The organism is Ramlibacter sp. bp-362 (assembly GCF_054956735.1).
In genome coordinates this window covers 117,538-140,376 of the sequence record NZ_JBUDXE010000005.1, presented here as the reverse complement: position 1 = coordinate 140,376, position 22,839 = coordinate 117,538, and the positions used below count along the sequence as shown (strand labels likewise).

The window sequence follows — 22,839 nt, the reverse complement described above, 5'->3', positions numbered from 1 at the left end:
ATTCCTCAGGCCATCTCGCCCATCAGTTCTTCCTTGCGCGCCATCAGCTCCTCGCGCATGGACATCAGGTCCAGCTTGCGGGCCGAGCGGGCCTTCGGGAAGATCTCGTTGCGTTCTTCCTTGACGTGGTGGTCCACGTACTCGCTCAGGACCTTCACCTTGGCGTCGAACATCTCGTCGGCTTCGCCCATGCCTTCGATCTGGGCGATCAGGTCCTTGGCCGTCTGGTGCTCGACCTCGGCCTCGGCGATCATGTCGGTGTCCTTGATGGCGCCGCGCAGGGCCGGATAGAAGATCTCCTCCTCGATCTGCGCGTGCACCGTCAGCTCGTGGCAGATCTGGCGGGCGAGGTCCATCTTCTTCTGCGCCACCGTGCGGCCGCGCGAATTCGTCAGTTCCTCGTATTCCTTGAACATCTTCTTCACCTGCTTGTGGTCCGCGTCCAGCAGGTCGCAAGCGTCTTTTTCGGCACGGGTGGCCATGGTCGTTCTCCTTGGGTCGGGGTCGCCCATGATCGCCAGCGGCGCCGTCCGGCCATGTAGGAAAACGACGGTAGCTGCAGGGGCGCCGCGCCGACCGCGGGACGGGCCGCACCGGGCCGCGGATGCGCGCTGTTCCGGCGGGCGCGCGGGCGCATGGATGACGGTTGAGCCTGGGCGCGCGACCTAAGCTCACGCATCCACCGAGACGAAGGAGTTCCAATGAGCCTGCCGCTGCCCGATCCCAAGCTCGAACAGGCCCGTTCCATGACGGGGCAGGTGCAGCGCGACCTGGAAGTCGCGAGCGCGGAGCTCGGCCTCGCGCACGGCGCGCTGCAACGCGAGCTGCCGCCGCAGGTGAAGACGGGCGACGTCGCCTGGGCGATCGAGCAGAACCAGGCGATCGAGCGCAAGGTCCAGCAGGCGGCCGAGGAGCTCGAGGAAGTCACGGAACTGCTCCACCAGGTGCAGGGCGGACAGGCCTGAACGACGGCGGCAGGGGCGGCACTAGAATGCCGCGAGCCGTGGCGCACGCCACGAAGGGAAAGAGAAAGGCAAGGCCGAGGTGACAGTCCGCGTATTCCTCGTGGAGGACATGAAACAGGTGCAGGGCATCGTCGCCGACCTGCTCGCCAGCATCGGCGACTTCCGCGTGGTGGGCGTGAGCCGCACCGAGGCGGAAGCGAAGCTGTGGCTGGCGGAGCATCCGCGCGCCTGGGACCTCGCCATCGTCGATCTCGTGCTCGACCAGGGCAGCGGCATGGGCGTGATCCCGGCCGCCCGCGCGGCCGCCGGCCGGCGCGCCAGCGTCGCCGTGTTCAGCGACTACGCGAGCGACGGCATCCGCAGCCACTGCCTGCGCCTGGGCGCCGACGCGGTGTTCCTCAAGTCGCAGTCTCGCGAGCTGCTGGAGTTCTGCGCGGAACTGGGCGGGCTGGCCGCGGAGGTCTCGTCGTGAAGCGCCGGGTGTGGATGGCGGGGGCGGCCTCCGCCCTGCTGCTCGCGGCCTGCGGCAAGGAGCAGGCGGCCGATGCGCCGGCGACGCCGGCCGCCGGATCGGTGCCGGTGTCCATCGACAAGATCGCGTCGGATGCCAAGGGCTTCAACGTCGGCTCGACGATGAGCACGCGCGTGGTCTACGTGTTCTTCGATCCGCAGTGCCCGCACTGCGCCGCGCTGTGGGAGGCGGCCAAGCCGCTGAAGCCGCAGGCGCGCTTCGTCTGGATCCCGGTGGCGCTGCTGGGCGACAAGAGCATCGCGCAGGGCGCGGCGATCCTCGGGGCGTCCGATCCCGTCGCCGCCATGGAGCAGAACGAAGCCTCGGTGCGCCAGCAGCAGGGCGGCATCTCCGCCATGGGCGTCTCCGACGCGCAGAAGGACGCCGTGAAGCGCAACACCGCGCTCATGACCAGCTTCGGCTTCAACGGCGTGCCCGCCGTGGTGGCGAAACACGCGCAAAGCGGCGAGGTGGTGACGATCGACGGCGCGCTGCCGACGCAGCCGCTGGCGCAGCGGTTGGGGCTCAATCCGCCGGCCGCCAGCTGACGGCATCTCTTGCTCCCTCTCCCGCTTGCGGGAGATGGTGGGGGTGAGGGCGGTGGCGCGCCGATGCCGCAGGCCCCCACCCAGGCCCTCACCCCAGCCCTCTCCCGCGAGCGGGAGAGGGAGAAATACCGTCGCTGCGCAAGTGCAGCACCCGATCCGCCTGCCCCGCCGCCGACGCCGAGTGCGTCACCAGCACCAATGCCGCGCCGCTTTCGCGCGCCTGCGCGCGCAGCACCTCCAGCACCCGGGCCGCCGTCGCCGGGTCCAGGTTGCCGGTCGGTTCGTCGGCGAGCAGCAGCTGCGGCCGGTGCACCAGCGCCCGCGCGATCGCCACGCGCTGCAGCTGGCCTCCGCTCAGTTCCTGCGGCAGGCGCGGGCCCAGGCCTTCCAGTCCCACGGCCGCCAGCATGGCCTGCACCCGCGCTTCGTCCGGCCGCTGCAGGAGGAGCAGCGGCAGCCCGACGTTCTGCGCGACGTCCAGGTGCGGCAGCACGTGGAAGGCCTGGAACACGAAGCCCAGGCGCTCGCGCCGCAGCACCGCGCGCTGCGCGTCGTCCAGCGTGGCGAGGTCGGTCCCCGCGACGACGATGCGCCCTGCGTCCCAGGTGTCCAGCCCGGCCATGCAATTGAGCAGCGTCGACTTGCCGACGCCGGACTCGCCGACGATGGCGACGAACTCGCCGGCGACCACGGACAGCGACACGTCGCGGAACACGTCGACCTCGCCATAGCGCTTGGCGAGCCCCTGCACTTCGAGCATCACGCCCGCGCTCCCGCGGCGCGCAGGACCTGCGCCAGGGCATCGGGCGCGTCGGCGGCGATGACGCGCCGCGCCGGCATGGAGCGCAGCCAGGTGAGCTGGCGCTTGGCCAGCTGGCGGGTCGCGGCGATGCCGCGCTCGCGCAGCGTGGCGACCGGTTCGTTCGCGTCCAGCGCTTCCCAGGCCTGGCGGTAGCCGACCGAGCGCATGGCGGGCAGCTCCGGGCGCAGGTCGCCGCGCGCGCGCAGCCGCTTCACTTCGTCCAGGAAGCCCGCCTCCAGCATCGCGTCGAAGCGCCGCGCGATGCGTTCGTGCAGCCAGGCGCGGTCCAGCGGCTCCAGCGACAGGAAGACGTCGGGCCGCAGCCCGGGCGCGCGCAGCTCCTCGCGGTGGAAGGCCGACAGGGGCGTGCCCGTGGCGCGGAAGACCTCCAGGGCCCGCTGGATGCGCTGCGCGTCGTTGGGCGCGAGCCGCGCCGCCATGGGCGGGTCGACGCGCGCCAGCTGCGCGTGCAGCGCCGGCCAGCCGGCCGCCGCCGCTTCGGCCTCGATCTCCGCCCGCAACGCGGGGTCGGCCGGGGGCAGGGCGGCGAGTCCCTCGAACAAGGCCTTGAAATAGAGCATGGTGCCGCCGGCGAGCACGACGCGGCGGCCGCGGGCGCGGATCTCGCCCGCGAGGCGCTGCGCGTCGGCCGCGAATTCGGCGGCGCTGTAGCTTTCGGCGGGGTCGCGGATGTCGACGAGGTGGTGCGGCACGGCCGCCCGTTCTGCCGGCGTGGGCTTGGCCGTGCCGATGTCCATGCCGCGGTAGACGAGCGCCGAGTCGACGCTGATGATCTCGGCGTGTAACTCCTGCGCCAGCACCAGGGCGGCGGCGCTCTTGCCGGAGGCCGTCGGGCCGGCGAGCGCCACCAGGGCGGGCAGCGCGTCGGTGGACATCCGGTCGAGGTTAGCAGATGCCCCTGCCGGCTCGGTTGCCGCTGGTTGCAATGGAGACCTTGCCCCAACGCAGGCAGGGACAATCTACGCTTTGTGGAATGTTCAGGAGCCGCTGTGTGGAGTTGAGGGTGTTCCTCGTGGAGGACCTGCAGAGGATGCGCGGGCTGCTCGCGGATCTCTTCTCCTCGCTGGGCGGCCTGCAGGTCGTCGGCTCCGCCAGCACGGAAGCGGAAGCCAAGCTCTGGCTGGACGACCACCCGGCCGGATGGGACGTCGCCGTGATCGACCTGGTGCTGGACCAGGGCGCCGGCATGGAGGTGATCCGCCGCTGCAAGGCCGAGCCCGGCGGCGGCAAGGTGGTCGTGTTCAGCAGCTACGCGACCCCGGGCGTGCGCCAGCACTGCCTGGACCTCGGGGCCGACGCCGTGTTCGACAAGACCGAGACCAGCGGGTTCATCTCCTGGTTCGGCGACCTGGCCGACCGCGAGAACTCGGGCCCGTGACCGCGCGGCTTGTCGGCGCCTTCGCACAGCATTCTCGGCGCGCTCCGACAGCGCAGGCTCGGCGTTGGAACTAAGTTCCGCCCATGATGGAAACGGGATCTGGCCGCGAGCCGGACCCCCGGGACACGGAATCGTGGACGTCGGAGACGCTGCCCATGTCCGTGCGCAGGGAGTTGCTGGAACGCGAATTGAAGAAGCTGGGCCTGCCCAGGGGCTCGGCGCGCGGCGGCGCGTCGCCGCAGGCCGGCGGACAGCAGCAACAGCAGCCGCAACCGCAGCCCTCGGCGGAACGGCCGCAGGCCGACGGCGCCCGCAAGCCGCACGGCGACTGAACGCCTGCTCCGTACAATCCTCCGGCGCATCGCAGCGCGGGAGCGGGAATGCAGGCCAGACCGATCATCCTGGGCGGAAAGCCCCTCGCCGGCGGGCGCCTGCCCGCCGTCTGCGCGCCGTTGGTGGCGCGCACCCGCGCAGCCCTGGCGGCGGAAGCGGCCGCCGTCGCGGCGCTGCAGCCCGACCTGCTGGAGTGGCGCGTCGACTTCTTCGAGCGCATCGCCGACACCGCCGAAGTGCTGGCGGCGGCCGCGGACCTGCACGCCGCCGCCGCCGGCATCCCCATCCTCCTGACGCGGCGCGCCCGAAGCGAGGGCGGCCAGCCGATCGCGTTGTCCGAGCCGCAGGTGCTGGCGCTGTACGAGGCGCTGGCCGCGAGCGGCCGCGTGGCCGCCCTGGACTACGAGATGGGGCAGGCGCCCGAACACGTGGCGCAGGCGCGCTCGATCGCGCGGGGCCGCGGGCTGGCGCTGGTGCTGTCTTTCCACGATTTCGAGGCGACGCCGGCGGACGCGGAACTCGACGCGCGCTTCGACCGCGCGCAGGAACTGGGGGCCGACGTCGCCAAGGTGGCCGTGATGCCGCAGTCCATGGCCGACGTGCACCGGCTGCTCGGTGCCACGCTGCGCGCGAGCGGACGCCTGCGCATTCCCGTGATCAGCATGGCCATGGGCGGGCCGGGAGCCGTCACGCGCCTGTGCGGCGGCGCGTTCGGCTCGGCGCTCACCTTCGCCGTGGGCTCGGCGCCTTCGGCGCCGGGGCAGGTGCCGATCGCCGACGTGCGTGCGGCGCTCGCGGTGCTGCAGCGCGCTACTTCAGGCTGAAGAACTGCGCCAGCGCCTCGCGGTACTGGGCCTGGCCCAGCGCGTTGGTGTTGAAGTGGGAGCCGCCCTCCACCAGCACGAACTCCTTCGGGCCGGTGGCCGCCTCGTAGAGGCGCTTGCCCAGGGTGCTGTCGATCAGCGCATCGTTGGAGCCGTGCACCACCAGCAGCGGCGAGTGCAGGCGGGCCACCTTCTTCACGGCCTCGAAGCGCTGCGTGATCAGCGGCCCGATCGGCAGCCAGCCCCACTTCATGGTGCTGGCGACGTCGGGGATGGAGGTGAACGTGCCTTCGACGATCACGCCGCGCTCGTCCTCCACCTGCGAGGCGAGGTCGATCGCGATGGCGCCGCCCAGCGAATGGCCGAAGACGTAGCGCGGGCGGCCGGCGTAGCGGCCGGCCATCCAGTCCCAGGCGGCGCGGGCGTCCTCGTAGGCCATGTCTTCCGAGGGCAGGCCCGGCGTGGACTTGCCGAAGCCGCGGTAGTCGATGGCCAGAACCGAGAAGCCGAGCTGCTGCATGCGGCGGATGCGCGGGGCGGAGCCGGCGACGTTCCAGCGGGCGCCGTGCAGGAACAGCAGCACCGGGCCGGTGTCGGCCTGGCGCTTCGCCGGCAGCCACAGGCCGTGCAGCCGGGCCGGCTCGCCGGTCACCCTGGAGTCGAAGGCGATCCAGACGTCCTCCATGCCCTCGGCGGCGTCGGCGCTGTGGCCCCAGCTGCGGTCGCTCGGCTGGAAGATCCATTCGCGCTGGCGCTCGTCCAGCGTGGCGCAGCCGACCGTGAGCAGCACGGCGGTCACCACGGCGGAGAAGATCAGGCGGCGCTTCATCAGGTACGGCAGAGTCACCGCGGCCGGGGAAAGTTCAGCCTTTCAGCGGCCGCGCAGGAACAGCCCGTCGAGTTCGCGCAGCGTCAGCTGGCGCCAGGTGGGGCGGCCGTGGTTGCACTGGTCGGAGCGCTCGGTCTCCTCCATCTGCCGCAGGAGGGCGTTCATCTCCTCCAGTGTCAGCTTGCGGTTGGCGCGCACGGCGCCGTGGCAGGCCATGGTGGCCAGCAGTTCGTTGCGGGCGCGCTCGACGACGCTGGTGGCGTCGTGCTGCGCGAGCTCGGCGAGCACGCTGCGCGCGAGCTCGACCGGGTCGCCGTCCGCCAGCGTGGCCGGCACGGCACGCACCGCGAGGGTCTTCGGCGATAAGGGCGTCACCTGCAGGCCCAGGGCCTGCAACGCCGCTTGCCCGCCCTCGGCCGTGGCGATCTCCGACGGCGTGGCGGGGAAGGTGGCGGGGATCAGCAGCGGCTGGCTGCGCAGGTCCTGCGCGTCCATCTGCGTCTTCAGCCGCTCGTAGACGATGCGCTCGTGGGCCGCGTGCATGTCGACGATGACGAGCCCCTGGGCGTTCTCGGCGAGGATGTAGATGCCTTGCAGCTGGGCGATGGCGCGGCCGAGGGGCCAGGTGCCGGCGGGCATGGGCTCGGTGGCGGGTGCAGGCTCCGGTTTTCCCCACAAGGTACCCAAGTCGTTCACCCGCTCGCCCGCGAAGGGGATTGCTGGCTGGCGCCAGGCCGCGGCCATGGGCGCGGCGGGCGCCACGGCGGGCGCAGGCACCGCAGCCTGCGCCGAGCGCGGCGCCGACAGCGCCGCCTCGACCGCCCGCCGCACCGCCTGGTGCACCTCGCGGCTGTCGCGGAAGCGGACCTCGATCTTGGTCGGGTGCACGTTCACGTCCACGCGCGCCGGGTCCACGTCGATGTACAGCACGTACACCGGCTGGCGCTGGCCGTGCAGCAGGTCCTCGTAGGCGCTGCGCGCCGCGTGCGTGACCACCTTGTCGCGCACGTAGCGGCCGTTGACGTACGCGAACTGCCAGTCGGCGCGCGAACGCGCGGCATCGGGGATGCCCGCGCGGCCGCTCACCCGCAGCGGCCCCGCCGTCGCGGCGATCGCCACGCTGTCGGCGAGGAAGTCCTCGCCCAGCACGTCGGCCAGGCGCTGCTCGCGCGAGCCGGCGCGCCACTGCTCGCACAGCTTGCCTTCGTGCCAGACGGTGAAGCCCACGTCGGGGCGGGCCAGCGCATGGCGGCGCACCGCCTCCAGGCAGTGCGCCAGCTCGGTGGCGTCGGTCTTGAGGAACTTGCGGCGCGCCGGCGTGCTGAAGAACAGCTCCTTCACTTCGACCGTCGTGCCGGTGGCGCGCGCGGCCGGCCGCAGCTCGCCGCTGGCGGCATCGAGCAGGAAGGCGCTGGCCTGGCCGGCCGTGCGCGAGAGCAGGTGCAGCTCGGAGACGGAGGCGATCGCCGCCAGCGCCTCGCCGCGGAATCCCATGGTCGCGACCGACTCCAGGTCGGCGAGCGATCCGATCTTGCTGGTGGCGTGGCGCTTGAGCGCCAGGGGCAGCTGCTCGCGCTCGATGCCGCAGCCGTCGTCCTCCACGCAGACCAGGCGCACGCCGCCGGCCAGCAGGCGCACGGTGACCTGCGTCGCGCCGGAGTCCAGCGCGTTGTCCACCAGCTCGCGCACCACCGAGGCGGGGCGTTCCACGACCTCGCCGGCCGCGATCTGGCTGACCAGCTCGTCGGGCAGTTCCCGGATCGGGCGGCGCGGGGCGGGGGAGAGGACGGCGCTCATCTGCCAGCGATTGTAGGAGGCCGCGCCGGCCCGTCGCCATCGCTACAATCCGCGCCCCCATGCCCACTGCCCCCGCCGCGTTCTGCGCCATCGACTTCGGCACCTCCAATTCCGCGATCGCGGTGCCGGCGGCGCAGGGCCGCATGGAGCTGGTCGCCGTGGAGGCGGGCCAGCCCACCATGCCGACCGCGGTCTTCTACCAGGTGGAGGGCCGGGCGGCCCACGAGCCGCCGCTGCGCCTGTACGGCCGCGCGGCGCTCGCCGCGTACATCGAAGGGCACGAAGGCCGCCTGATGCGCTCGATGAAGAGCGTGCTCGGCTCCACGCTGGCCGAGCAGCAGACCGACGTCGGCGCCGGCCACGCGGTGCGCTACCTGGACGTCGTGGGCGGCTACCTGCAGCACCTGAAGACCCTGGCCGAAAGGGCTGCCGGCGCGCCGCTCACGCGCGTGGTGCTCGGCCGTCCCGTGTACTTCGTGGACGACGATCCGCTGCGGGATGCGCAGGCGCAGGAAGCGCTCGCGGCCGCCGCGCGCAGCGTCGGCTTCTCCGAGGTGAGCTTCCAGTACGAGCCGATCGCGGCCGCGCTCGACTACGAGCTGGGGCTGCAGGAGGAGCAACTGGTGCTCGTGGCCGACATCGGCGGCGGCACCTCGGACTTCTCGCTGGTGCGCGTCGGTCCGTCCCGCCGCGCGCGCCTGGACCGCCGCGGCGACATCCTCGCCAACCACGGCGTGCACGTGGCCGGGACCGACTTCGACCGGCAGGTGGACCTGGCGGCGATCCTGCCGGCCTGCGGCTACCGCGGCCTGGGGCCGGCGCGCGCCGGCGCGACGCCGCGCGAAGTCCCCAGCCGCGTGTATTTCGACCTGGCAACGTGGCACCTGGTCAACACCGTCTACACGGCGCCGCGGGTGCACGAGCTGCGCCGCATGCGCGCGTTCTACGGCGACCCGCGCCAGCACGAACGGCTGATGACGGTGGTGCAGGAGCACCTCGGGCACGCGCTGCTGGCCGAGGCCGAAGCGGCGAAGATCGCCGTGGCCGAGGGCGGCGCCACGCGCATCGACTTGGGGCGGCTGGAGCGCGGCCTCGCGGCGAACCTCGATGAGGGTGGGGCGGTGGCAGCGGTCGAGGCCGAGCTGGACCGCATCGTGCAGGCCGCCGCCGAAACCCTGCGCGCCGCCGGCGTGTCGCCCGCGCAGGTGGACGTGCTCTATCTCACCGGCGGCTCGACCGGCTTCGCGCCCCTGGTGCGCCGCATCGCGGCGGCGGTGCCGCAGGCGCGCGCCGTCCAGGGCGACCGCCACGCGAGCGTGGCGCAGGGCCTGGGCGTGCACGCGCAGCGGCTGCATGCCGGGGCGCGGGGATAATCGTCCGCCATGGATGTCCTCATGCTGCTCGTCGATTTCGTCCTGCACGTCGACCGCTACCTGGAAAGCTTCGTGACGAACTACGGCGCCTGGGTGTATGCGCTGCTGTTCCTGGTCATCTTCGTGGAGACCGGCGTGGTGGTCATGCCCTTCCTGCCGGGCGACTCGCTGCTGTTCGTCGTCGGCGCGCTGTGCGGCGTCGGGCTCATGAGCTACCCGCTGTCCGTCGCGCTGCTGCTGGCCGCCGCCGTGCTGGGCAACCAGAGCAACTACACGATCGGCCACCACTTCGGCCCGCGCGTCTTCCAGTGGGAGAACTCGCGCTTCTTCAACAAGCGCGCCTTCGAGCAGGCGCACGCCTTCTACGAGAAGTACGGCGGGATCACCATCGTGCTGGCGCGCTTCATGCCCTTCCTGCGCACCTTCGCGCCCTTCGTGGCCGGGGTCGCGCGCATGACGCGCAGCAAGTTCACCCTGTACGACGTGACCGGCGGCGCCCTGTGGGTGGGCGGCGTGATCACCGCCGGCTACTTCTTCGGCAGCATCCCCTGGGTCAAGGAGAACCTCGACAAGATCATCTGGGCGATGATCCTGATCCCGGGCGTGATCGTGCTGGCCGGCGCCTGGCAGGCCCGGCGCAACCGGGCGGCCCCGGCGCGCGGCTGAAGGCGCGGCGGCAAGCCGCCTTCCTACAGCGCCGCCGCCGCCGCGGGGCTAGATTGGGCTGGCAGCCAACAGGAGCGCACCATGCCCGACATCAAGCCCGACGTCTCCAACAACCCACCCGGCGAACGCGAGGACCGCGGCGAAGCGAGCCGCGAGCAGCGTCCGCAAGGCCCCGGCGAACCGCCGCCGGGCCTGAAGGACAAGGACGCCCCCACCAGCGACACCTACGGGAACACGCGCGACTCGGGCGAGCCGGCCAGCCGCTGAAGCGGCGGGCGCGGGCTGCGCGATACTCGCGCCATGAACGCGCCTGAATCCCTCTCGCGCTGGAGCGGCACCGGCTCCAGCCGCGTGCCCTTCTGGGCCTACACCGATGCGCAGCTCTATGGCCGCGAGCTGGAGAAGATCTTCTACGGCCCGCACTGGTGCTACGTGGGCCTGGAGATCGAGGTCCCCAACGTCGGCGACTACAAGCTGTCCTGGGTCGGCGAGCGCCAGGTGATCCTGGTGCGCGACCGGGTCGCGCCGAAGGATCGCGGCACCGACCACGGCATCCGCGTGGTCGAGAACCGCTGCGCCCACCGCGGCGTGCGCTTCTGCCAGCAGCCGCAGGGCAACGCGCGCAGCTTCGTCTGCCCCTACCACCAGTGGACGTACAAGCTCGATGGCGAGCTGGCCGGCCTGCCCTTCAAGGACGGCGTGCCGGCCACCGACGAGGCCGGCCAGCCCTGCGTGCAGGGCGGCATGCCGGCGGGTTTCGACGTGAAGCAGCACGGCCTCACGCGCCTGCGCGTCGCGGTGCTGCACGGCCTGGTGTTCGCGACCTTCAGCGAGGAGGCCGAGCCGATCGAGGCCTACTTCGGCCCGCGCGTGATGCCCTGGCTGGACCGCATCTTCGCCGGCCGCAAGCTCACGCTGCTGGGCATCAACCGCCAGCGCATCCCGGGCAACTGGAAGCTGATGATGGAGAACATCAAGGACCCGTACCACCCGGGCCTGCTCCACACCTGGTTCGTCACCTTCGGGCTGTGGCGCGCCGACCAGAAGAGCCGCATGGTGATGGACGAGCACGGCCGCCACGCCGTGATGATCTCCCGCCGCAACGAGGGCGGCGAGAACAAGGCCGTCACGCAGGGCGTCACCAGCTTCAAGGCCGACATGGCGCTGAACGACACGCGCCTGCTCGACGTGGTGCCCGAGCCCTGGTGGAAGGTGGACGACCCGTCCAACCCGGGCACGCCGATCATGCCGACCGTCACCATGATCACGCTGTTCCCCAGCGTGATCATCCAGCAGCAGGTGAACTCGCTCTCCACCCGCCACATCGTGCCGCGCGGGGAGGGCAGCTTCGACTTCGTCTGGACGCACTTCGGCTTCGCCGACGACAGCGAGGAGATGACGCGCCGGCGCCTGCGCCAGGCCAACCTGTTCGGTCCCGCGGGCTTCGTGAGCGCCGACGACGGCGAGGTGATCGAGCTGAGCCAGGACGGCTTCCGCCAGTGGGGGGAGGACGGCGAGACGCTGTGCGAGCTGGGCGGCACCGGCACGGAAGGCACCGAGCACATGGTCACCGAGACCCTGATCCGCAGCATGTACGCCTACTGGCGCAAGGTGATGGGCGTATGAACGAGTCGCTGTTGCTGCAGCTGGAGGTCGACCAGCTCAATGCCGCCTATGCCGCTGCCCTGGACGAGCGCCGCTTCGACGCCTGGCCGGAGTTCTTCCTGCCGGAGGGCCTCTACAAGGTGCAGGCGCGCGAGAACTTCGACCGCGGCCTGCCGCTGGCGCTGATCGCGCTGGAGAGCCAGGGGATGATGAAGGACCGCGTCTACGGCATCACGCACACGATCTACCACGCGCCCTACTACACGCGGCACGTGGTCGGCCCGGCGCAGGTGCTGGAGGCGTCCGGTGCGCGCATCCGCGCGCAGGCGAACTACGCGGTGTTCCGCACCAAGCCGGGGGATGCGAGCGAGGTCTACAACGTGGGCCGCTACATCGACGAGATCGAACGCACGCCGGCGGGCCTGAAGCTGGCCAGCCGCACGTGCGTGTACGACAGCGAGATGGTGCTCAACTCGCTGATCTATCCGATCTGAAAGGCGCCTGCGCGCCTTCCCCGATCAATAGCGCTTCGCGGCCTGGTTGCCCAGGTAGGCACCGGCGCCGGCGCCCAGGATCGTGGCGGCGGTGCCGCCGATGGCATCACCCACCAGGCCGCCCACCACCGCGCCGCCCACGGTGCCGACGGTGGTGCGGTCCATCGTGGCGCAGCCACCCAGGCCCAGCATGGAGACGGCCAGCACGGCCGCCGAGAGGAATTTCGTCTTCATGGGATCACCTTCCGTATCGGGTCAACGTTCCGGCCGCGGGGCGGCCACCTGTGTGGACCAATGTAGGCAGGCGGGCTCTGCGGGACTGTAGGAACCCCTTGACTGGCCCTGTCGTCTGCCCCCCGGGAAGGGTGCAGGCCGCGGCTCGTGCGATGAGGCACCGCGGCGCGCATGAAAAAGGGCCAGGACGCGAGGTCCTGGCCCATCGATCGCGCGTGTCGCGGGATCAGCGCTTGGCGGCCTGGTTGCCCAGGTAGGCGCCGGCGCCGGCACCGAGGATCGTGGCACCGGTGCCGCCGATCGCGCTGCCCACGAGGCCGCCGACCACGGCGCCACCGACCGTGCCGACGGTCGTGCGGTCCATGGTGGCGCAGCCACCCAGGCCCAGCATGGAAACGGCCAGCACAGCCGCGGAAAGGACTTTGGTCTTCATGGATTCACCTTCCTGTTCGATTCGTTCGAAAAGCCGCGGTAGGTGCGGCAACCTGTCGAAGGAATGTAGGCGGCGCGGGCTCTGCGGGACTGTAGGAACCGTGCGCCGGGAGGTGTCGTCTGGGTGCAGGGGATGGTGAAGGTCAGAGCGGGCGGCTGCGCGCGAGCGGCGGGTTGCGCGCGAAGTAGCGTTCGATGCCGCGCATCAGCGCGTCGGCGAGCTGCTCCTGGTAGGGGCCGCTGCGCAGCTTGGCTTCTTCCTCCGGGTTGGAGATGAAGGCCGTCTCCACCAGCACGCTGGGGATGTCGGGCGCCTTCAGCACCGCGAAACCCGCCTGTTCGACCTCGCCCTTGTGCAGGCGGCCGACGTTGCCGATCTCGCCGAGCAGGGCGCCGGCGAGCTTCATGCTGTCCTTGATCTGCGCGGTGGTGCTCATGTCCAGCATGGCGCGCATCACGTGCACGTCCTGCGACTTGATGTTCACGCCGCCGATCAGGTCGGCCCGGTTCTCCTTGTCGGCCATCCAGCGCGCGGCGGTGCTGGAGGCGCCGCTCTGGCTCAGCGCGAAGACGCTGGCGCCGCGCGCGGTGGGCGTCATGAAGGCATCGGCATGGATGCTCACGAACAGGTCGGCCTGCACGCGCCGCGCCTTCTCCACCCGCACGTGCAGCGGCACGAAGAAGTCGGCGTCGCGCGTGAGGAAGGCCCGCATCGGGCTGCCCTTCACGCTGGCGGCGTTGATGCGCTCGCGCAGCAGGTGCGCGATCTGCAGCACGACGTCCTTCTCGCGCGTGCCGCTGGGGCCGATGGCGCCCGGGTCCTCGCCGCCGTGGCCGGGGTCCAGCGCGATGATGATCAGGCGGTCGGTCTTGGCCGTGGCGAGCGCCGGGCGCGCCACTTCAGCCGCCGGCTGTGCGGGCGCCCGGGCCGGGCGCTGCGTCTGCTGGGCGATCAGCTCGCCCAGCGGGTCCGGCGCCGGCGCGGGGGCGGGCGATGCCGCCGCGAGGCCGCGGCGTTCGTCCTCCTTCAGGCGCTCGGCGATCAGCGCCTCCAGCGGATCGACCGGGTTGGCCGGGTAGAAGTCCAGCACCAGCCGGTTCCTGTACGCGGCCACCGGCTGCAGGCTGAACATCTGCGGCAGCACCGGCTGCTTCAGGTCGACCTCCAGCCGCACGGTGCGCGCCGAGTGCTGCAGGATGCGGATGCCGGCGATGTAGGGATCGTCGGCGCGGACCTTGGCCACCAGCTCGCGCAGCGCGGGATCGAGCGCGATGCCTTCCAGGTCCAGCGCGAGCCGGCCGGGCAGGGGCACCAGCTTGCTCGTGAGCGCGCCATCGGACTCCAGCGTGAGCCGCGTGTAGTCGGGCGCGGGCCACAGGCGCACGGCGACCACGGTGGCGCCCAGCGCGAGCTGGTGGGCGCCGACCAGCAGCACGAGGCTGCCCTTCTGCAGGAGGTCGCGGCGCTTCATGCCAGCAGCTCCGCCCCGCGCGGGGTGTTGGCGCACAGCGTGACCTGGCGGCGCGTGTCGTCCTCGCCGGCGAGCGCGATGTGGATGTCCAGGTCGGCCGGCGGCAGCAGCGCCGCGGCCTTCTCCGGCCACTCGGCCAGCTTGAGGCCGGCGCCGGCGAAGATGTCGCGGAAGCCGGCGTCCTCCCATTCCCGCGGGTCGTCGAAGCGGTAGAAGTCGAAGTGCCAGACCGCCTGGCCGGGCAGCTCGTAGGGTTCCACGACGGCGTAGGTCGGCGACTTCACGCGGCCCACCACGCCCAGCGCGCGCAGCAGGTGGCGCACGAGCGTGGTCTTGCCCGCGCCCAGCTCGCCGTGCAGCGCGATGAACGCGTCGGCGATGGCGGGGTGCCGCGCCAGGCGCTGCGCGAAGGCGCGGGTGTCTTCCTCGCCCTCCCATGACAGGGGTCGGCAGGGCGTTCCTACAATCGGCTCGTGGTGTTCGACGGCGGTCAGAGCGGCGGTCCTTTCCTGGTGGCCCAGATCCGTGGCTGGGCGCGCGAGCTCGGATTCTCCCAAATCGGCGTGGCCGGCGTCGACCTTTCCAGCGCGGAACCGGGCCTGCTCGCCTGGCTGGCCAACGGCTTCCACGGCGAAATGGAGTACATGGAAACCCACGGCGTGCGCCGCGCGCGCCCCGCGGAACTCGTGCCGGGCACGACCTCCGTGATTACCGCACGCATGGACTACCTGCCCGCCACACCCGAGGGCTGGCAGGCGATCGAGTTCGATCGCCTGCGGCGGCCGGGCGAGGGCATCGTCTCGCTTTACGCGCGCGGCCGGGACTACCACAAGGTGCTGCGCTCCCGCCTGCAGAAGCTGTCCGAGCGCATCGCGGCGGCCGTGGGGCCCTTCGGCCACCGCGCCTTCACCGATTCGGCGCCGGTGCTGGAAGTGGAACTGGCGGCGCGCAGCGGCCAGGGCTGGCGCGGCCGCCACACGCTGGTGCTGAACCGCGAGGGCGGCTCGATGTTCTTCCTGGGCGAGATCTACGTGGACCTCGCGCTGCCGCCGACCGAACCCACGGGCGACCACTGCGGCACCTGCCACGCCTGCCTGGACGTGTGCCCCACGGGCGCGATCGTCGCGCCCTACCGGCTCGATGCGCGCCGCTGCATCTCGTATCTCACCATCGAGCACCACGGGTCCATCCCCGAGGAACTGCGCCCGCTCATGGGCAACCGCATCTACGGCTGCGACGACTGCCAGCTGGCGTGCCCCTGGAACAAGTTCGCCCGGCCCGCGCTGCTGCCCGACTTCGCGCCGCGCGAGGGGCTGGTGGGGCGATCGCTCGTGGAGCTGTTCGGCTGGAGCGAGGAGGAGTTCCTCCGCTTCACCGAAGGCAGCCCGATCCGCCGCATCGGCCACGCGCGGTGGCTGCGGAACATCGCCGTGGCGATGGGGAACGCGCTGCGCAAGGCGGACGACCCGGCGATCCGCGCGGCGCTGCAGGCGCGGCTGGGGCATCCCATGGACATGGTACGGGAGCACGTCCAGTGGGCCCTGTCGCAGTCTTGCGCGTGACCTCGTTTGGTAGTAATTTGAAACAACAGGGCGGGATCCAAAAGCAGTTGCGATGGCGGGAGGACTGCCATGGTCTCTGGCGACAGGATGGCTGCGGAGGCGTCCACCGTGACGCTGTCGATTCCAGGCGAGGCGCTGGGCGCGCTCGACGCCTACCTGCGATCCGGCGCGGCGCGCGGCCAACCCTTCGAGCAGGCGCTGCTGCAGGCGCTGGGCACGCGCGATGCCGCGCCGCACCGCCCGCTCCCGGTGGCCCTGCATGCGCGATGCGCGCTGTCGCAGCGCACGCTGCGCAAGGTGCACGAGTTCATCGCCGCCAAGCTGGCCGACGACATCAGCGTGGCCGACATCGCCCGGGCCGCCTCGCTCAGCCCCTTCCACCTCGGGCGCAGCTACCACCAGGCCACGGGCCAGACCCTGTGGCAGCACGTGCTGCAGTGCCGGGCGACCCTGGCGCGCAGCCTGATGACGGAGCATCCGCGGACGACGCTGGCGGACATCGCCGTGCTGTCGGGCTTCCAGACCTACAGCCAGTTCATCGCCGCCTTTCGCAAGACGCATGGCGTGACGCCCAGCGCGTACCGCCGCTCCCTGGACGCCGACCGGCCATAAGCGCCGCTTTCCCGTCCCGGCCGCAGGATTCCGAAGCGGGCCGGCACGGGCCCGGCATAGATTGGCCCTCCCTGCACTGCTGGAGGAAAGCCATGGACCTCGTTGCACGCATCGCCGCCTTCGTCCGCCTGCGCCTGCCGCTGCTGGTGGCCTGCGCGTTCAGCGCCATGCTCGTGGCGTGCGGCGGCGGCGGGGGCGACGACGCACCGGCGGCGCCTTCCAGCACGGTTTCCGGAACGGCCGCCGCGGGCGCGGCGGTCGCCAACGCGGTGGTCATCCTGAAGGACAGCGGCAACCGGTCGGTCCGCGCGACCACGAGCGCGAGCGGTGCGTTCACGCTCGACACCACGGGCCTGGCGCCGCCCTTCCTGCTGCGGGTGACCACGGGCGGAGGCGTGCGGCTGCTGAGCGTCAGCACCGACGGCAACGCCACGGCCACGCTGAACATCACGCCCATCACCGACCTCGTGGTGCGGTCCTGGTACAACCTGCAGGGGCAGTCGGCCGACACCGCCTTCGCCGACCCGACGGCCCTGCCGCCGCCGGCGCCGCAGCAGGTCCGCAGCATCGCGCGGGCGCTGCTCGATGTCCTGCAGCTCGCGATCACGACCGCCGACGCGCCCGTCACGGACCCGCTGGACCTCATCCGCAAGCCCTTCGCCGCCGACGGCACGGGCATGGACAAGCTGCTGGACAACAGCGACGTGACCGTGAACCGCACGAGGGCCGAACTGGTCCTGGCGGCGGGCAGCGCCACGCAGAGCACGCGCCTGGACTTCCGCACGGCCACCAGCGCGATCACCGCGAGCACGAGCACCACGGATGGCACCGCGACGACCACGGCCACGAGCACCAGCGTCGTGGCGGTCGCTCCCGGCCAGGTCGCGGCGCTGGACGCCATCCAGGCTTCGCTCGCCGGCGTCGCCGCTGCCGTGAACAGCCGGGGCACCGCCCTCTCGGCAGCCGATCTCGAACCCTTCTTCGACGCCGACCTGCTGGACGAAGGCCTGAACCGCAGCCAGTTCCTCGCCGAACTGCTACCCGACCTGCGGCAGCTCGACGACGTGACGCTCGCGGCCAACCAGGTCCGCGCACTCGATGTCGCCGGCGGCACCGCCGAAGTGCTCGTCGAAGTCACGCAAGCCGCGGGCGGGGCCACCAGCACCGACCGGCACGTGTTCTTCTTCCGGAAGGGATCCGACGGCGCCTGGCGGTTTTCCGGCGACGGGCGCATCGCGCGCGTGAACGTGCAGGCCGAAGGCCGGCACGACCAGGGCCTGCACGCGGGCATCGACGGGCCGGCTGTGAACATCGACGTCCGTCCCGTCGTGGGCAGCGTCCCCGCCAGCGCCGCTTCCGTGAGCGTGACCAGCAGCTTCGCTTCGCCCGCCGTGCAGCTTGGCCCCGTGGAGGTGCTCGATTCGGGCGTGCAGCTGCAGCCGTTCTTCGCCAACACCGGCGTGCTGTCGCCGCCGCTGCCGGCCGCGGGGACCCCGGTCACGGTGACCCTGCAGCGCAGCGCGGGCGGGAGCCTCTCCTATACGGTGCCGCTCAATGCCTTCACCACGGAGCGGATCGCGATCACCCGGCCGACCGGGACCACGATCCCCGTCGGGACGTCGACGGTGCGGTGGACGCTGCCCACGACGTATGCGGTGGAGCGGATCCAGGTCGCGGTGCTGATGTTCACCGACCATTCGGGAACCGGAGGCTTCCAGTGCATCAAGGACGTGCCGGTCGTCTCGCCCGCAGCCACCTCGGCGCAGGTGGTCGTCGAAGCCACCTGCAACGGCCTGCCCGTGCGGCTGGTGAACCTCGACGTCAGCACCGACGGCTTCAACGGGGAGAGATCGATCGTGATCTACGGGCTGTCGGTCGCGCCCTAGCCGGGCGGCGGAGCCGCGGTCCGCCCTAGGGCCGGACCGCGAGCACGCCCAACGCAAACGGCAGGCTCGCCAGCGCCAACAGCGTCGACAGCGTGACCAGCCCGCCCACGTACGCGCCGTTGTAGCCCATGCGCGCCGCCAGCACGTAGCAGCTCGACGAAGTCGGCAGCGCAGAGAACGCCAGCAGCACCAGCGTCTGCACCGCGTCGAGCCGGAAGGCCCAGGCCAGGGCGGCGGCGAGCAGCGGCAGCGCGAGGTGGCGGATGCCCAGCAAGGAAACGGTCAGGGTCTTCTGCTGCGCCAGGTGCGCGACCCGCATGCCGGCGCCGGCCGCCATCAGGCCCAGGGGAATCGAGGCGCCGCCGACGCGCGCGACCGTCGGCTCCAGCCAGGGCGGGATGCGCAGGCCGGCGAGGTTGGCCGCCAGCCCGGCGACCGTGGCGACGATCAGCGGGTTGCGCACCAGCGCGCCCACCATCCCGGTGCGGGCGTGACGCGCCATCGGCCAGACCGCCGCGACGTTGAACACCGGCACGCACACGCCGATCAGCACGGCCAGCAGCAGCAGGCCTTGCGCGCCGGCCATCCGGTCGACGATGGCGAGGCCGACGTAGGAGTTGAAGCGGAAGGCGACCTGCGCGGCGCCCGCGTGCTCGCGCCGGTCGATGTGGCGGGCGAGCCCCGGCACGTGGGGCAGCGCGTAGGCGAGGGCGATGCCGCCGACGCCCATCAGCAGTCCGGCGCCGATCAGGCTCGACGCCGCGCCCAGGTCCAGCGGGCTGCGCACGATGGACTGGAACAGCAGCACCGGAAAGAGGAAGAAGTACACCAGGTTCTCGACCTGGCCCCACACCGTCCGGTCGAGGGCGGTGGTGCGGCAGACGATGTAGCCGCACAGGATCAGGGAGAAGTCGGGAAGCAGCAGCTGCAGGAAATTCACGGCGCGAGGATAGCGTTACGATGCACGCCTTTTTCGGCCACCCCAAGGAGATTGAATGAGACGACGCACCTGGATCGCCGCGACCGGCGGCATCCTGGCCCTCGCCGCCACCCCTGCCTTCGCGCAGTCCTACCCGTCCAAGGTGATCCGCCTGATCGTGCCCTTCGCGCCCGGCGGCACCACCGACATCGTCGGCCGGGTCATGTCCGAGCCGCTGTCGAAGCAGCTCGGCCAGAGCGTGATCGTGGAGAACAAGTCCGGGGGCGGCGGCGTCATCGGCGCGACCGAGCTGATGCGCGCGGCGCCGGACGGCTACACGCTGGGCGTCGCCACGGTCTCCACCACGGCGGCCAACCCGGCGATCAACCCCAAGATCCCGTACAACCCCGTCACCGATTTCACGCCGATCGTCAACATCGCCGCCACGCCCAACGTGATCGCGGTGCATCCCAGCTTCCCGGCCCGCGACTACAAGTCCTTCGTCGCCGAGCTGAAGAAGAACCCCGGCAAGTACTCCTACTCCTCCTCCGGCACCGGCGGCATCGGCCACCTGCAGATGGAGCTGTTCAAGACGATGTCGGGCACCTTCGTCACCCACATCCCCTACCGCGGCGCGGGCCCGGCCCTGAACGACACGGTGGCCGGCCAGGTGCCGATGATCTTCGACAACCTGCCCTCGGCGCTGCCCTTCATCAAGGACGGCCGCCTGGTCGCGATCGTCGTGGCCGCGCCCCAGCGACTGAAGGAACTGCCCAACGTGCCGACCTTCAAGGAAGTGGGCCTGGAGCCCGTGAACCGCATGGCCTACTACGGCCTGCTGGGCCCCAAGGGCCTGCCGAAGGCGATCGTCGACAAGGTCAACGCCGCGGCGGTGAAATCGCTGCAGGATCCGGCCGTGCGCAAGCGCATCGAGGACACCGGCTCGATCGTGATCGGCAACACGCCCGAGCAGTTCGCCCAGCAGATCCGCAACGAGTTCGGCGTCTACAGGAAGGTCGTGGAGCAGGCGAAGCTGAAGCTGGAGTAATGTTGCGCTCGGAATGACCGACGCCATCGACACCTTCATCGACGCCCTCTGGCTCGAGGAGGGGCTCTCGCGCAACACGCTGGCCGCGTACCGGCGGGACCTGGCGCTCTATGCGCAGTGGCTGGCGAAGCGCGGCCTGCAGCTGCCGGCCACCAGCGAGGCCGACCTGCACGGCTACTTCGCCTTCCGGCACGCCGGCAGCAAGCCGACCTCGGCCAACCGCCGGCTGACGGTCTTCAAGCGCTACTTCCGCTGGGCGCTGCGCGAGCGCCTGATCGATGCCGACCCGACGCTGCGCCTGCAGTCGGCGAAACAGCCGCTGCGGGTGCCCAAGACGCTCACCGAAGCCCAGGTCGAGGCGCTGCTGGAAGCGCCCGACGTGGACACGCCGCTGGGCCTGCGCGACCGCACCATGCTGGAGCTGATGTACGCGAGCGGGCTGCGCGTGAGCGAGCTCGTGGGCCTGAAGACCTTCAACGTCGGCATGAACGAAGGCGTGCTGCGCGTGCTCGGCAAGGGCAGCAAGGAGCGCCTGGTGCCCTTCGGCCAGGTGGCGCGCGACTGGATCGTGCGCTATCTCGCCGAGGCGCGCGCCGCCATCCTGGGCGGCCAGCAGAGCGAGGACCTGTTCGTCACCGCGCGCGGGCAGGGCATGACCCGCGCGATGTTCTGGGTGATCGTGAAGAAGCACGCGCGCGCCGCGGGCATCACGGCGCCCCTGTCGCCGCACACGCTGCGGCATGCCTTCGCCACCCACCTGCTCAACCACGGCGCCGACCTGCGCGCCGTGCAGATGCTGCTGGGGCATGCCGACATCTCCACCACCACCATCTACACCCACGTCGCGCGCGAGCGGCTGAAGGTGCTGCACGCGCAGCACCATCCGCGCGGGTGAGCCTTCGGCCGTGTCCTCCTGCTGCACCCTTGCACCGAGCCGCCGCGCCGTGCTGGCCGCGCTGGCGGCCCTGGCCCTGCCCGCCCGCGCCCAGGTCTGGCCGGCCCGGCCGCTGCGCCTGATCGTGCCGGCCGCCAGCGGCAGCATCAGCGACCTGGTCGGGCGCGCCCTCGCGCAGAGCCTGGCCGCCGAGATGGGCCAGCCCGTGATTGTGGAGAACCGCGGCGGCGCCAACGGCACCATCGGCATGGACGCGCTTGCCCGGGCGCAGCCCGACGGCTACACGCTGGCCTTTTCCGCGACCGGCCCGCTCACGCTGAGCCCCGCGATCGGCAAGGTGGCCTACGACGCCGAACGCGACTTCACGCCGGTGGCCGCCGTCATGGACTCCCCCGTGCTGCTGATGGCCACGCCCGCGGCCTTCGCGCGCGATTTCGGCGAGCTGCTCGCGCGGGCCCGCGACTGGCCGGACACGATCCGCTGGGCCACCCCCGGACCCGCCTCGCTCGGCCACCTGGTGCTCGAGCACCTGCAGGCGGGAGCGCGCGTGCGCTTCGTGCACATCCCCTACCGCGGCGGTGCGCAGCAACTCGCCGATGCGCTGGGTGGCCAGTTCGAGGTGCTGACCATGCAGGCCACGCCGGCGCTGCTGGACTACGTCCGCCTGGGCCGGCTGCGGGCGCTCGCCGTCGGCGCGCCCCGGCGGCTGCCCGCGCTGCCGCAGGTGCCCACGCTGGCCGAACTGGATCACCCGGCCGCGAATCTCTCGGCGCACTTCGGCATCTTCGCGCCCGGCAACCTGCCGCTGCGCCTCCTGGACCGGATCAACAGCGAGGTGAACCAGGCGCTCGAGACGCCGCAGGTGCGCCAGCGCATGCTGGCCAGCGGGAGCGTGCCCACCGGCGGCGCGGCCCGGGACTTCGCGCGCCTCGTGATCGCCGAGGCCGACAGCACCCGGCGGATCGTGCGCGACGCGGGCATCCGCCTCGACTAGGCAAGCGCAGGGCGGGCGCGGGAACGCGGGCGCGAGTGGCGACATCTGTGCAGGCAGACCCGCCAAGCGGCTTATCGGCCGCCGCGGGCCGTACAGGAGAAGCTTGCAATGACCCTCAGTTTCCGTCCCGCCTTGCTGGCCGCCGCGCTGGCGATGGCCATCCTCCCCGCCCATGCCCAGGACAAGGGCCCGACCGATCCGCAGATCGCCGCCATCGTGGTCACCGCCAACCAGGTCGACGTCGACGCCGGCAAGCTGGCCAAGGCCCGCGCCCATTCCAAGGACGTCAGGAAGTTCGCCGAGCAGATGATCACCGACCACAACGCGGTGAACAAGCAGGCCGTCGCCCTCGCCAACAAGCTGAAGGTGAAGCCGGAGGCGAGCGACACCAGCCGCAGCCTCAAGAAGGGCGGCGACGACAACATCGCGGCGCTGAAGAAGCTCAAGGGCGCCGCCTTCGACAAGGCCTACGTGGACCACGAGGTGGCCTACCACCAGGCCGTGCTCGACGCCCTCGACAAGACCCTGGTGCCCTCGGCCGACAACGCCGAACTGAAGGACCTGATGGTGAAGGTGCGCCCCGCGTTCGTCGCGCACCTCGAGCACGCGAAGATGCTCCAGTCGCAGCTGGGGAAGTGA

The 22,839-nt window shown here is 71.5% G+C and carries 28 protein-coding genes; 18 read left to right on the top strand and 10 right to left on the bottom strand.

Translation table 11 applies throughout. From position 1 onward, the window contains the following. Positions 1 to 5: 5 nt before the first annotated feature. A complete protein-coding gene (locus ACY0MJ_RS08545) occupies positions 6 to 482 on the bottom strand; it encodes a hemerythrin domain-containing protein (protein WP_462637957.1) in 477 nt (158 codons plus the stop codon). 219 nt (positions 483 to 701) lie between these two features. On the opposite strand from ACY0MJ_RS08545, the gene ACY0MJ_RS08540 reads away from it, so the two are divergent. The 3 genes from ACY0MJ_RS08540 to ACY0MJ_RS08530 all read left to right on the top strand — a co-directional run bounded on the left by ACY0MJ_RS08540 (position 702) and on the right by ACY0MJ_RS08530 (position 2,024). Then, on the top strand, positions 702 to 965 hold the full coding sequence (locus ACY0MJ_RS08540; RefSeq protein WP_462637956.1) for a hypothetical protein: 264 nt from the start codon (positions 702 to 704) through the stop codon (positions 963 to 965). 79 nt (positions 966 to 1,044) lie between these two features. Then, positions 1,045 to 1,437 carry a response regulator gene (locus ACY0MJ_RS08535; RefSeq protein WP_462637955.1) on the top strand — a complete coding sequence of 131 codons (393 nt, stop codon included), beginning with the start codon at positions 1,045 to 1,047 and terminating at the stop codon, positions 1,435 to 1,437. After that, the gene (locus tag ACY0MJ_RS08530; protein ID WP_462637954.1) at positions 1,434 to 2,024 is read left to right on the top strand and encodes a DsbC family protein; all 591 of its coding nucleotides are present in this window, start codon (positions 1,434 to 1,436) and stop codon (positions 2,022 to 2,024) included. Before ACY0MJ_RS08535 ends, ACY0MJ_RS08530 begins: the two co-directional genes overlap by 4 nt. Before the next feature lie 88 nt (positions 2,025 to 2,112). On the opposite strand, the gene ACY0MJ_RS08525 is transcribed toward ACY0MJ_RS08530, so the two are convergent. Continuing rightward, a complete protein-coding gene (locus tag ACY0MJ_RS08525) occupies positions 2,113 to 2,784 on the bottom strand; it encodes an ABC transporter ATP-binding protein (protein WP_462637953.1) in 672 nt (223 codons plus the stop codon). Next, the gene (gene miaA, locus ACY0MJ_RS08520; protein WP_462637952.1) at positions 2,784 to 3,722 is read right to left on the bottom strand and encodes a tRNA (adenosine(37)-N6)-dimethylallyltransferase MiaA; all 939 of its coding nucleotides are present in this window, start codon (positions 3,720 to 3,722) and stop codon (positions 2,784 to 2,786) included. Before miaA ends, ACY0MJ_RS08525 begins: the two co-directional genes overlap by 1 nt. Positions 3,723 to 3,838: 116 nt before the next feature. Between miaA and ACY0MJ_RS08515 the strand changes: the two genes are divergently transcribed. The 3 genes from ACY0MJ_RS08515 to aroD all read left to right on the top strand — a co-directional run bounded on the left by ACY0MJ_RS08515 (position 3,839) and on the right by aroD (position 5,382). Beyond that, positions 3,839 to 4,225, top strand: a complete 387-nt coding sequence (locus ACY0MJ_RS08515) for a response regulator (RefSeq protein WP_462637951.1) — start codon at positions 3,839 to 3,841, stop codon at positions 4,223 to 4,225. Between the two features lie 155 nt (positions 4,226 to 4,380). Further along, positions 4,381 to 4,557, top strand: coding sequence for a hypothetical protein (locus tag ACY0MJ_RS08510; RefSeq protein WP_462637950.1), 177 nt, complete (start codon positions 4,381 to 4,383; stop codon positions 4,555 to 4,557). 48 nt (positions 4,558 to 4,605) lie between these two features. Next, positions 4,606 to 5,382 (top strand): type I 3-dehydroquinate dehydratase, encoded by a 777-nt coding sequence (aroD, locus tag ACY0MJ_RS08505; protein ID WP_462637949.1) that lies wholly within the window; start codon positions 4,606 to 4,608, stop codon positions 5,380 to 5,382. On the opposite strand, the gene ACY0MJ_RS08500 is transcribed toward aroD, so the two are convergent. Continuing rightward, on the bottom strand, positions 5,369 to 6,211 hold the full coding sequence (locus tag ACY0MJ_RS08500) for an alpha/beta hydrolase (RefSeq protein ID WP_462637948.1): 843 nt from the start codon (positions 6,209 to 6,211) through the stop codon (positions 5,369 to 5,371). The genes aroD and ACY0MJ_RS08500 overlap by 14 nt on opposite strands. A 42-nt stretch (positions 6,212 to 6,253) precedes the next feature. Further along, positions 6,254 to 8,008, bottom strand: a complete 1,755-nt coding sequence (gene mutL / locus ACY0MJ_RS08495; protein ID WP_462637947.1) for a DNA mismatch repair endonuclease MutL — start codon at positions 8,006 to 8,008, stop codon at positions 6,254 to 6,256. 59 nt (positions 8,009 to 8,067) lie between these two features. Here mutL and ACY0MJ_RS08490 point away from each other — a divergent pair, with 59 nt between their 5' ends. The 5 genes from ACY0MJ_RS08490 to ACY0MJ_RS08470 all read left to right on the top strand — a co-directional run bounded on the left by ACY0MJ_RS08490 (position 8,068) and on the right by ACY0MJ_RS08470 (position 12,146). After that, the gene (locus ACY0MJ_RS08490; protein ID WP_462637946.1) at positions 8,068 to 9,381 is read left to right on the top strand and encodes an Hsp70 family protein; all 1,314 of its coding nucleotides are present in this window, start codon (positions 8,068 to 8,070) and stop codon (positions 9,379 to 9,381) included. A gap of 9 nt (positions 9,382 to 9,390) precedes the next feature. Further along, positions 9,391 to 10,047 (top strand): VTT domain-containing protein, encoded by a 657-nt coding sequence (locus tag ACY0MJ_RS08485; RefSeq protein ID WP_462637945.1) that lies wholly within the window; start codon positions 9,391 to 9,393, stop codon positions 10,045 to 10,047. Between the two features lie 81 nt (positions 10,048 to 10,128). Beyond that, positions 10,129 to 10,314, top strand: a complete 186-nt coding sequence (locus ACY0MJ_RS08480) for a hypothetical protein (protein WP_462637944.1) — start codon at positions 10,129 to 10,131, stop codon at positions 10,312 to 10,314. Between the two features lie 33 nt (positions 10,315 to 10,347). After that, positions 10,348 to 11,673 carry an SRPBCC family protein gene (locus ACY0MJ_RS08475; protein ID WP_462637943.1) on the top strand — a complete coding sequence of 442 codons (1,326 nt, stop codon included), beginning with the start codon at positions 10,348 to 10,350 and terminating at the stop codon, positions 11,671 to 11,673. Beyond that, positions 11,670 to 12,146, top strand: coding sequence for an aromatic-ring-hydroxylating dioxygenase subunit beta (locus ACY0MJ_RS08470; RefSeq protein ID WP_462637942.1), 477 nt, complete (start codon positions 11,670 to 11,672; stop codon positions 12,144 to 12,146). Before ACY0MJ_RS08475 ends, ACY0MJ_RS08470 begins: the two co-directional genes overlap by 4 nt. A gap of 24 nt (positions 12,147 to 12,170) precedes the next feature. Here ACY0MJ_RS08470 and ACY0MJ_RS08465 read toward each other — a convergent pair whose 3' ends face one another. From ACY0MJ_RS08465 to tsaE, 4 genes are all read right to left on the bottom strand, one after another. Then, on the bottom strand, positions 12,171 to 12,380 hold the full coding sequence (locus tag ACY0MJ_RS08465; RefSeq protein WP_462637941.1) for a glycine zipper 2TM domain-containing protein: 210 nt from the start codon (positions 12,378 to 12,380) through the stop codon (positions 12,171 to 12,173). Between the two features lie 226 nt (positions 12,381 to 12,606). Then, the gene (locus ACY0MJ_RS08460; protein ID WP_462637940.1) at positions 12,607 to 12,813 is read right to left on the bottom strand and encodes a glycine zipper 2TM domain-containing protein; all 207 of its coding nucleotides are present in this window, start codon (positions 12,811 to 12,813) and stop codon (positions 12,607 to 12,609) included. Positions 12,814 to 12,955: 142 nt separating this feature from the next. Next, positions 12,956 to 14,284 (bottom strand): N-acetylmuramoyl-L-alanine amidase, encoded by a 1,329-nt coding sequence (locus ACY0MJ_RS08455; protein WP_462637939.1) that lies wholly within the window; start codon positions 14,282 to 14,284, stop codon positions 12,956 to 12,958. Beyond that, positions 14,281 to 14,778 carry a tRNA (adenosine(37)-N6)-threonylcarbamoyltransferase complex ATPase subunit type 1 TsaE gene (gene tsaE, locus ACY0MJ_RS08450; RefSeq protein ID WP_462638183.1) on the bottom strand — a complete coding sequence of 166 codons (498 nt, stop codon included), beginning with the start codon at positions 14,776 to 14,778 and terminating at the stop codon, positions 14,281 to 14,283. Before tsaE ends, ACY0MJ_RS08455 begins: the two co-directional genes overlap by 4 nt. A gap of 27 nt (positions 14,779 to 14,805) precedes the next feature. Between tsaE and queG the strand changes: the two genes are divergently transcribed. The 3 genes from queG (at position 14,806) to ACY0MJ_RS08435 (ending at position 18,344) form a co-directional block, all read left to right on the top strand. Beyond that, complete coding sequence (queG, locus tag ACY0MJ_RS08445; RefSeq protein ID WP_462638182.1) at positions 14,806 to 15,846, top strand: tRNA epoxyqueuosine(34) reductase QueG; 1,041 nt, start codon at positions 14,806 to 14,808, stop codon at positions 15,844 to 15,846. An 87-nt stretch (positions 15,847 to 15,933) separates the two neighbouring features. Continuing rightward, positions 15,934 to 16,458, top strand: a complete 525-nt coding sequence (locus ACY0MJ_RS08440) for a helix-turn-helix transcriptional regulator (protein ID WP_462637938.1) — start codon at positions 15,934 to 15,936, stop codon at positions 16,456 to 16,458. A 92-nt stretch (positions 16,459 to 16,550) separates the two neighbouring features. Continuing rightward, entirely contained in the window at positions 16,551 to 18,344 is a 1,794-nt protein-coding gene (locus tag ACY0MJ_RS08435; RefSeq protein ID WP_462637937.1) for a hypothetical protein, read from the top strand. 25 nt (positions 18,345 to 18,369) lie between these two features. On the opposite strand, the gene ACY0MJ_RS08430 is transcribed toward ACY0MJ_RS08435, so the two are convergent. Further along, a complete protein-coding gene (locus tag ACY0MJ_RS08430) occupies positions 18,370 to 19,284 on the bottom strand; it encodes an AEC family transporter (RefSeq protein ID WP_462637936.1) in 915 nt (304 codons plus the stop codon). Between the two features lie 55 nt (positions 19,285 to 19,339). On the opposite strand from ACY0MJ_RS08430, the gene ACY0MJ_RS08425 reads away from it, so the two are divergent. From ACY0MJ_RS08425 to ACY0MJ_RS08410, 4 genes are all read left to right on the top strand, one after another. Further along, positions 19,340 to 20,311, top strand: coding sequence for a tripartite tricarboxylate transporter substrate binding protein BugE (locus ACY0MJ_RS08425; RefSeq protein WP_462637935.1), 972 nt, complete (start codon positions 19,340 to 19,342; stop codon positions 20,309 to 20,311). Between the two features lie 13 nt (positions 20,312 to 20,324). Further along, positions 20,325 to 21,206 (top strand): site-specific tyrosine recombinase XerD, encoded by an 882-nt coding sequence (gene xerD, locus ACY0MJ_RS08420; RefSeq protein WP_462637934.1) that lies wholly within the window; start codon positions 20,325 to 20,327, stop codon positions 21,204 to 21,206. A 10-nt stretch (positions 21,207 to 21,216) separates the two neighbouring features. After that, complete coding sequence (locus ACY0MJ_RS08415; protein ID WP_462637933.1) at positions 21,217 to 22,200, top strand: Bug family tripartite tricarboxylate transporter substrate binding protein; 984 nt, start codon at positions 21,217 to 21,219, stop codon at positions 22,198 to 22,200. Positions 22,201 to 22,308: 108 nt separating this feature from the next. After that, positions 22,309 to 22,839, top strand: coding sequence for a DUF4142 domain-containing protein (locus ACY0MJ_RS08410; protein WP_462637932.1), 531 nt, complete (start codon positions 22,309 to 22,311; stop codon positions 22,837 to 22,839).

Excerpts from the sequence above, each read along its gene's own strand:
- ACY0MJ_RS08525 (WP_462637953.1), bottom strand. The coding sequence starts at position 2,784 with ATGCTCGAAGTGCAGGGGCTCGCCAAGCGCTATGGCGAGGTCGACGTG.
- ACY0MJ_RS08465 (WP_462637941.1), bottom strand. The coding sequence starts at position 12,380 with ATGAAGACGAAATTCCTCTCGGCGGCCGTGCTGGCCGTCTCCATGCTG.
- ACY0MJ_RS08460 (WP_462637940.1), bottom strand. The coding sequence starts at position 12,813 with ATGAAGACCAAAGTCCTTTCCGCGGCTGTGCTGGCCGTTTCCATGCTG.
- ACY0MJ_RS08540 (WP_462637956.1), top strand. The coding sequence starts at position 702 with ATGAGCCTGCCGCTGCCCGATCCCAAGCTCGAACAGGCCCGTTCCATG.
- ACY0MJ_RS08455 (WP_462637939.1), bottom strand. The coding sequence starts at position 14,284 with ATGAAGCGCCGCGACCTCCTGCAGAAGGGCAGCCTCGTGCTGCTGGTC.
- mutL (WP_462637947.1), bottom strand. The coding sequence starts at position 8,008 with ATGAGCGCCGTCCTCTCCCCCGCCCCGCGCCGCCCGATCCGGGAACTG.
- xerD (WP_462637934.1), top strand. The coding sequence starts at position 20,325 with ATGACCGACGCCATCGACACCTTCATCGACGCCCTCTGGCTCGAGGAG.
- ACY0MJ_RS08435 (WP_462637937.1), top strand. The coding sequence starts at position 16,551 with ATGGACCTCGTTGCACGCATCGCCGCCTTCGTCCGCCTGCGCCTGCCG.
- ACY0MJ_RS08545 (WP_462637957.1), bottom strand. The coding sequence starts at position 482 with ATGGCCACCCGTGCCGAAAAAGACGCTTGCGACCTGCTGGACGCGGAC.
- aroD (WP_462637949.1), top strand. The coding sequence starts at position 4,606 with ATGCAGGCCAGACCGATCATCCTGGGCGGAAAGCCCCTCGCCGGCGGG.
- miaA (WP_462637952.1), bottom strand. The coding sequence starts at position 3,722 with ATGTCCACCGACGCGCTGCCCGCCCTGGTGGCGCTCGCCGGCCCGACG.
- ACY0MJ_RS08470 (WP_462637942.1), top strand. The coding sequence starts at position 11,670 with ATGAACGAGTCGCTGTTGCTGCAGCTGGAGGTCGACCAGCTCAATGCC.
- ACY0MJ_RS08485 (WP_462637945.1), top strand. The coding sequence starts at position 9,391 with ATGGATGTCCTCATGCTGCTCGTCGATTTCGTCCTGCACGTCGACCGC.
- ACY0MJ_RS08480 (WP_462637944.1), top strand. The coding sequence starts at position 10,129 with ATGCCCGACATCAAGCCCGACGTCTCCAACAACCCACCCGGCGAACGC.
- ACY0MJ_RS08440 (WP_462637938.1), top strand. The coding sequence starts at position 15,934 with ATGGCTGCGGAGGCGTCCACCGTGACGCTGTCGATTCCAGGCGAGGCG.
- ACY0MJ_RS08425 (WP_462637935.1), top strand. The coding sequence starts at position 19,340 with ATGAGACGACGCACCTGGATCGCCGCGACCGGCGGCATCCTGGCCCTC.
- ACY0MJ_RS08510 (WP_462637950.1), top strand. The coding sequence starts at position 4,381 with ATGTCCGTGCGCAGGGAGTTGCTGGAACGCGAATTGAAGAAGCTGGGC.
- ACY0MJ_RS08500 (WP_462637948.1), bottom strand. The coding sequence starts at position 6,211 with ATGAAGCGCCGCCTGATCTTCTCCGCCGTGGTGACCGCCGTGCTGCTC.
- ACY0MJ_RS08490 (WP_462637946.1), top strand. The coding sequence starts at position 8,068 with ATGCCCACTGCCCCCGCCGCGTTCTGCGCCATCGACTTCGGCACCTCC.
- ACY0MJ_RS08475 (WP_462637943.1), top strand. The coding sequence starts at position 10,348 with ATGAACGCGCCTGAATCCCTCTCGCGCTGGAGCGGCACCGGCTCCAGC.
- ACY0MJ_RS08410 (WP_462637932.1), top strand. The coding sequence starts at position 22,309 with ATGACCCTCAGTTTCCGTCCCGCCTTGCTGGCCGCCGCGCTGGCGATG.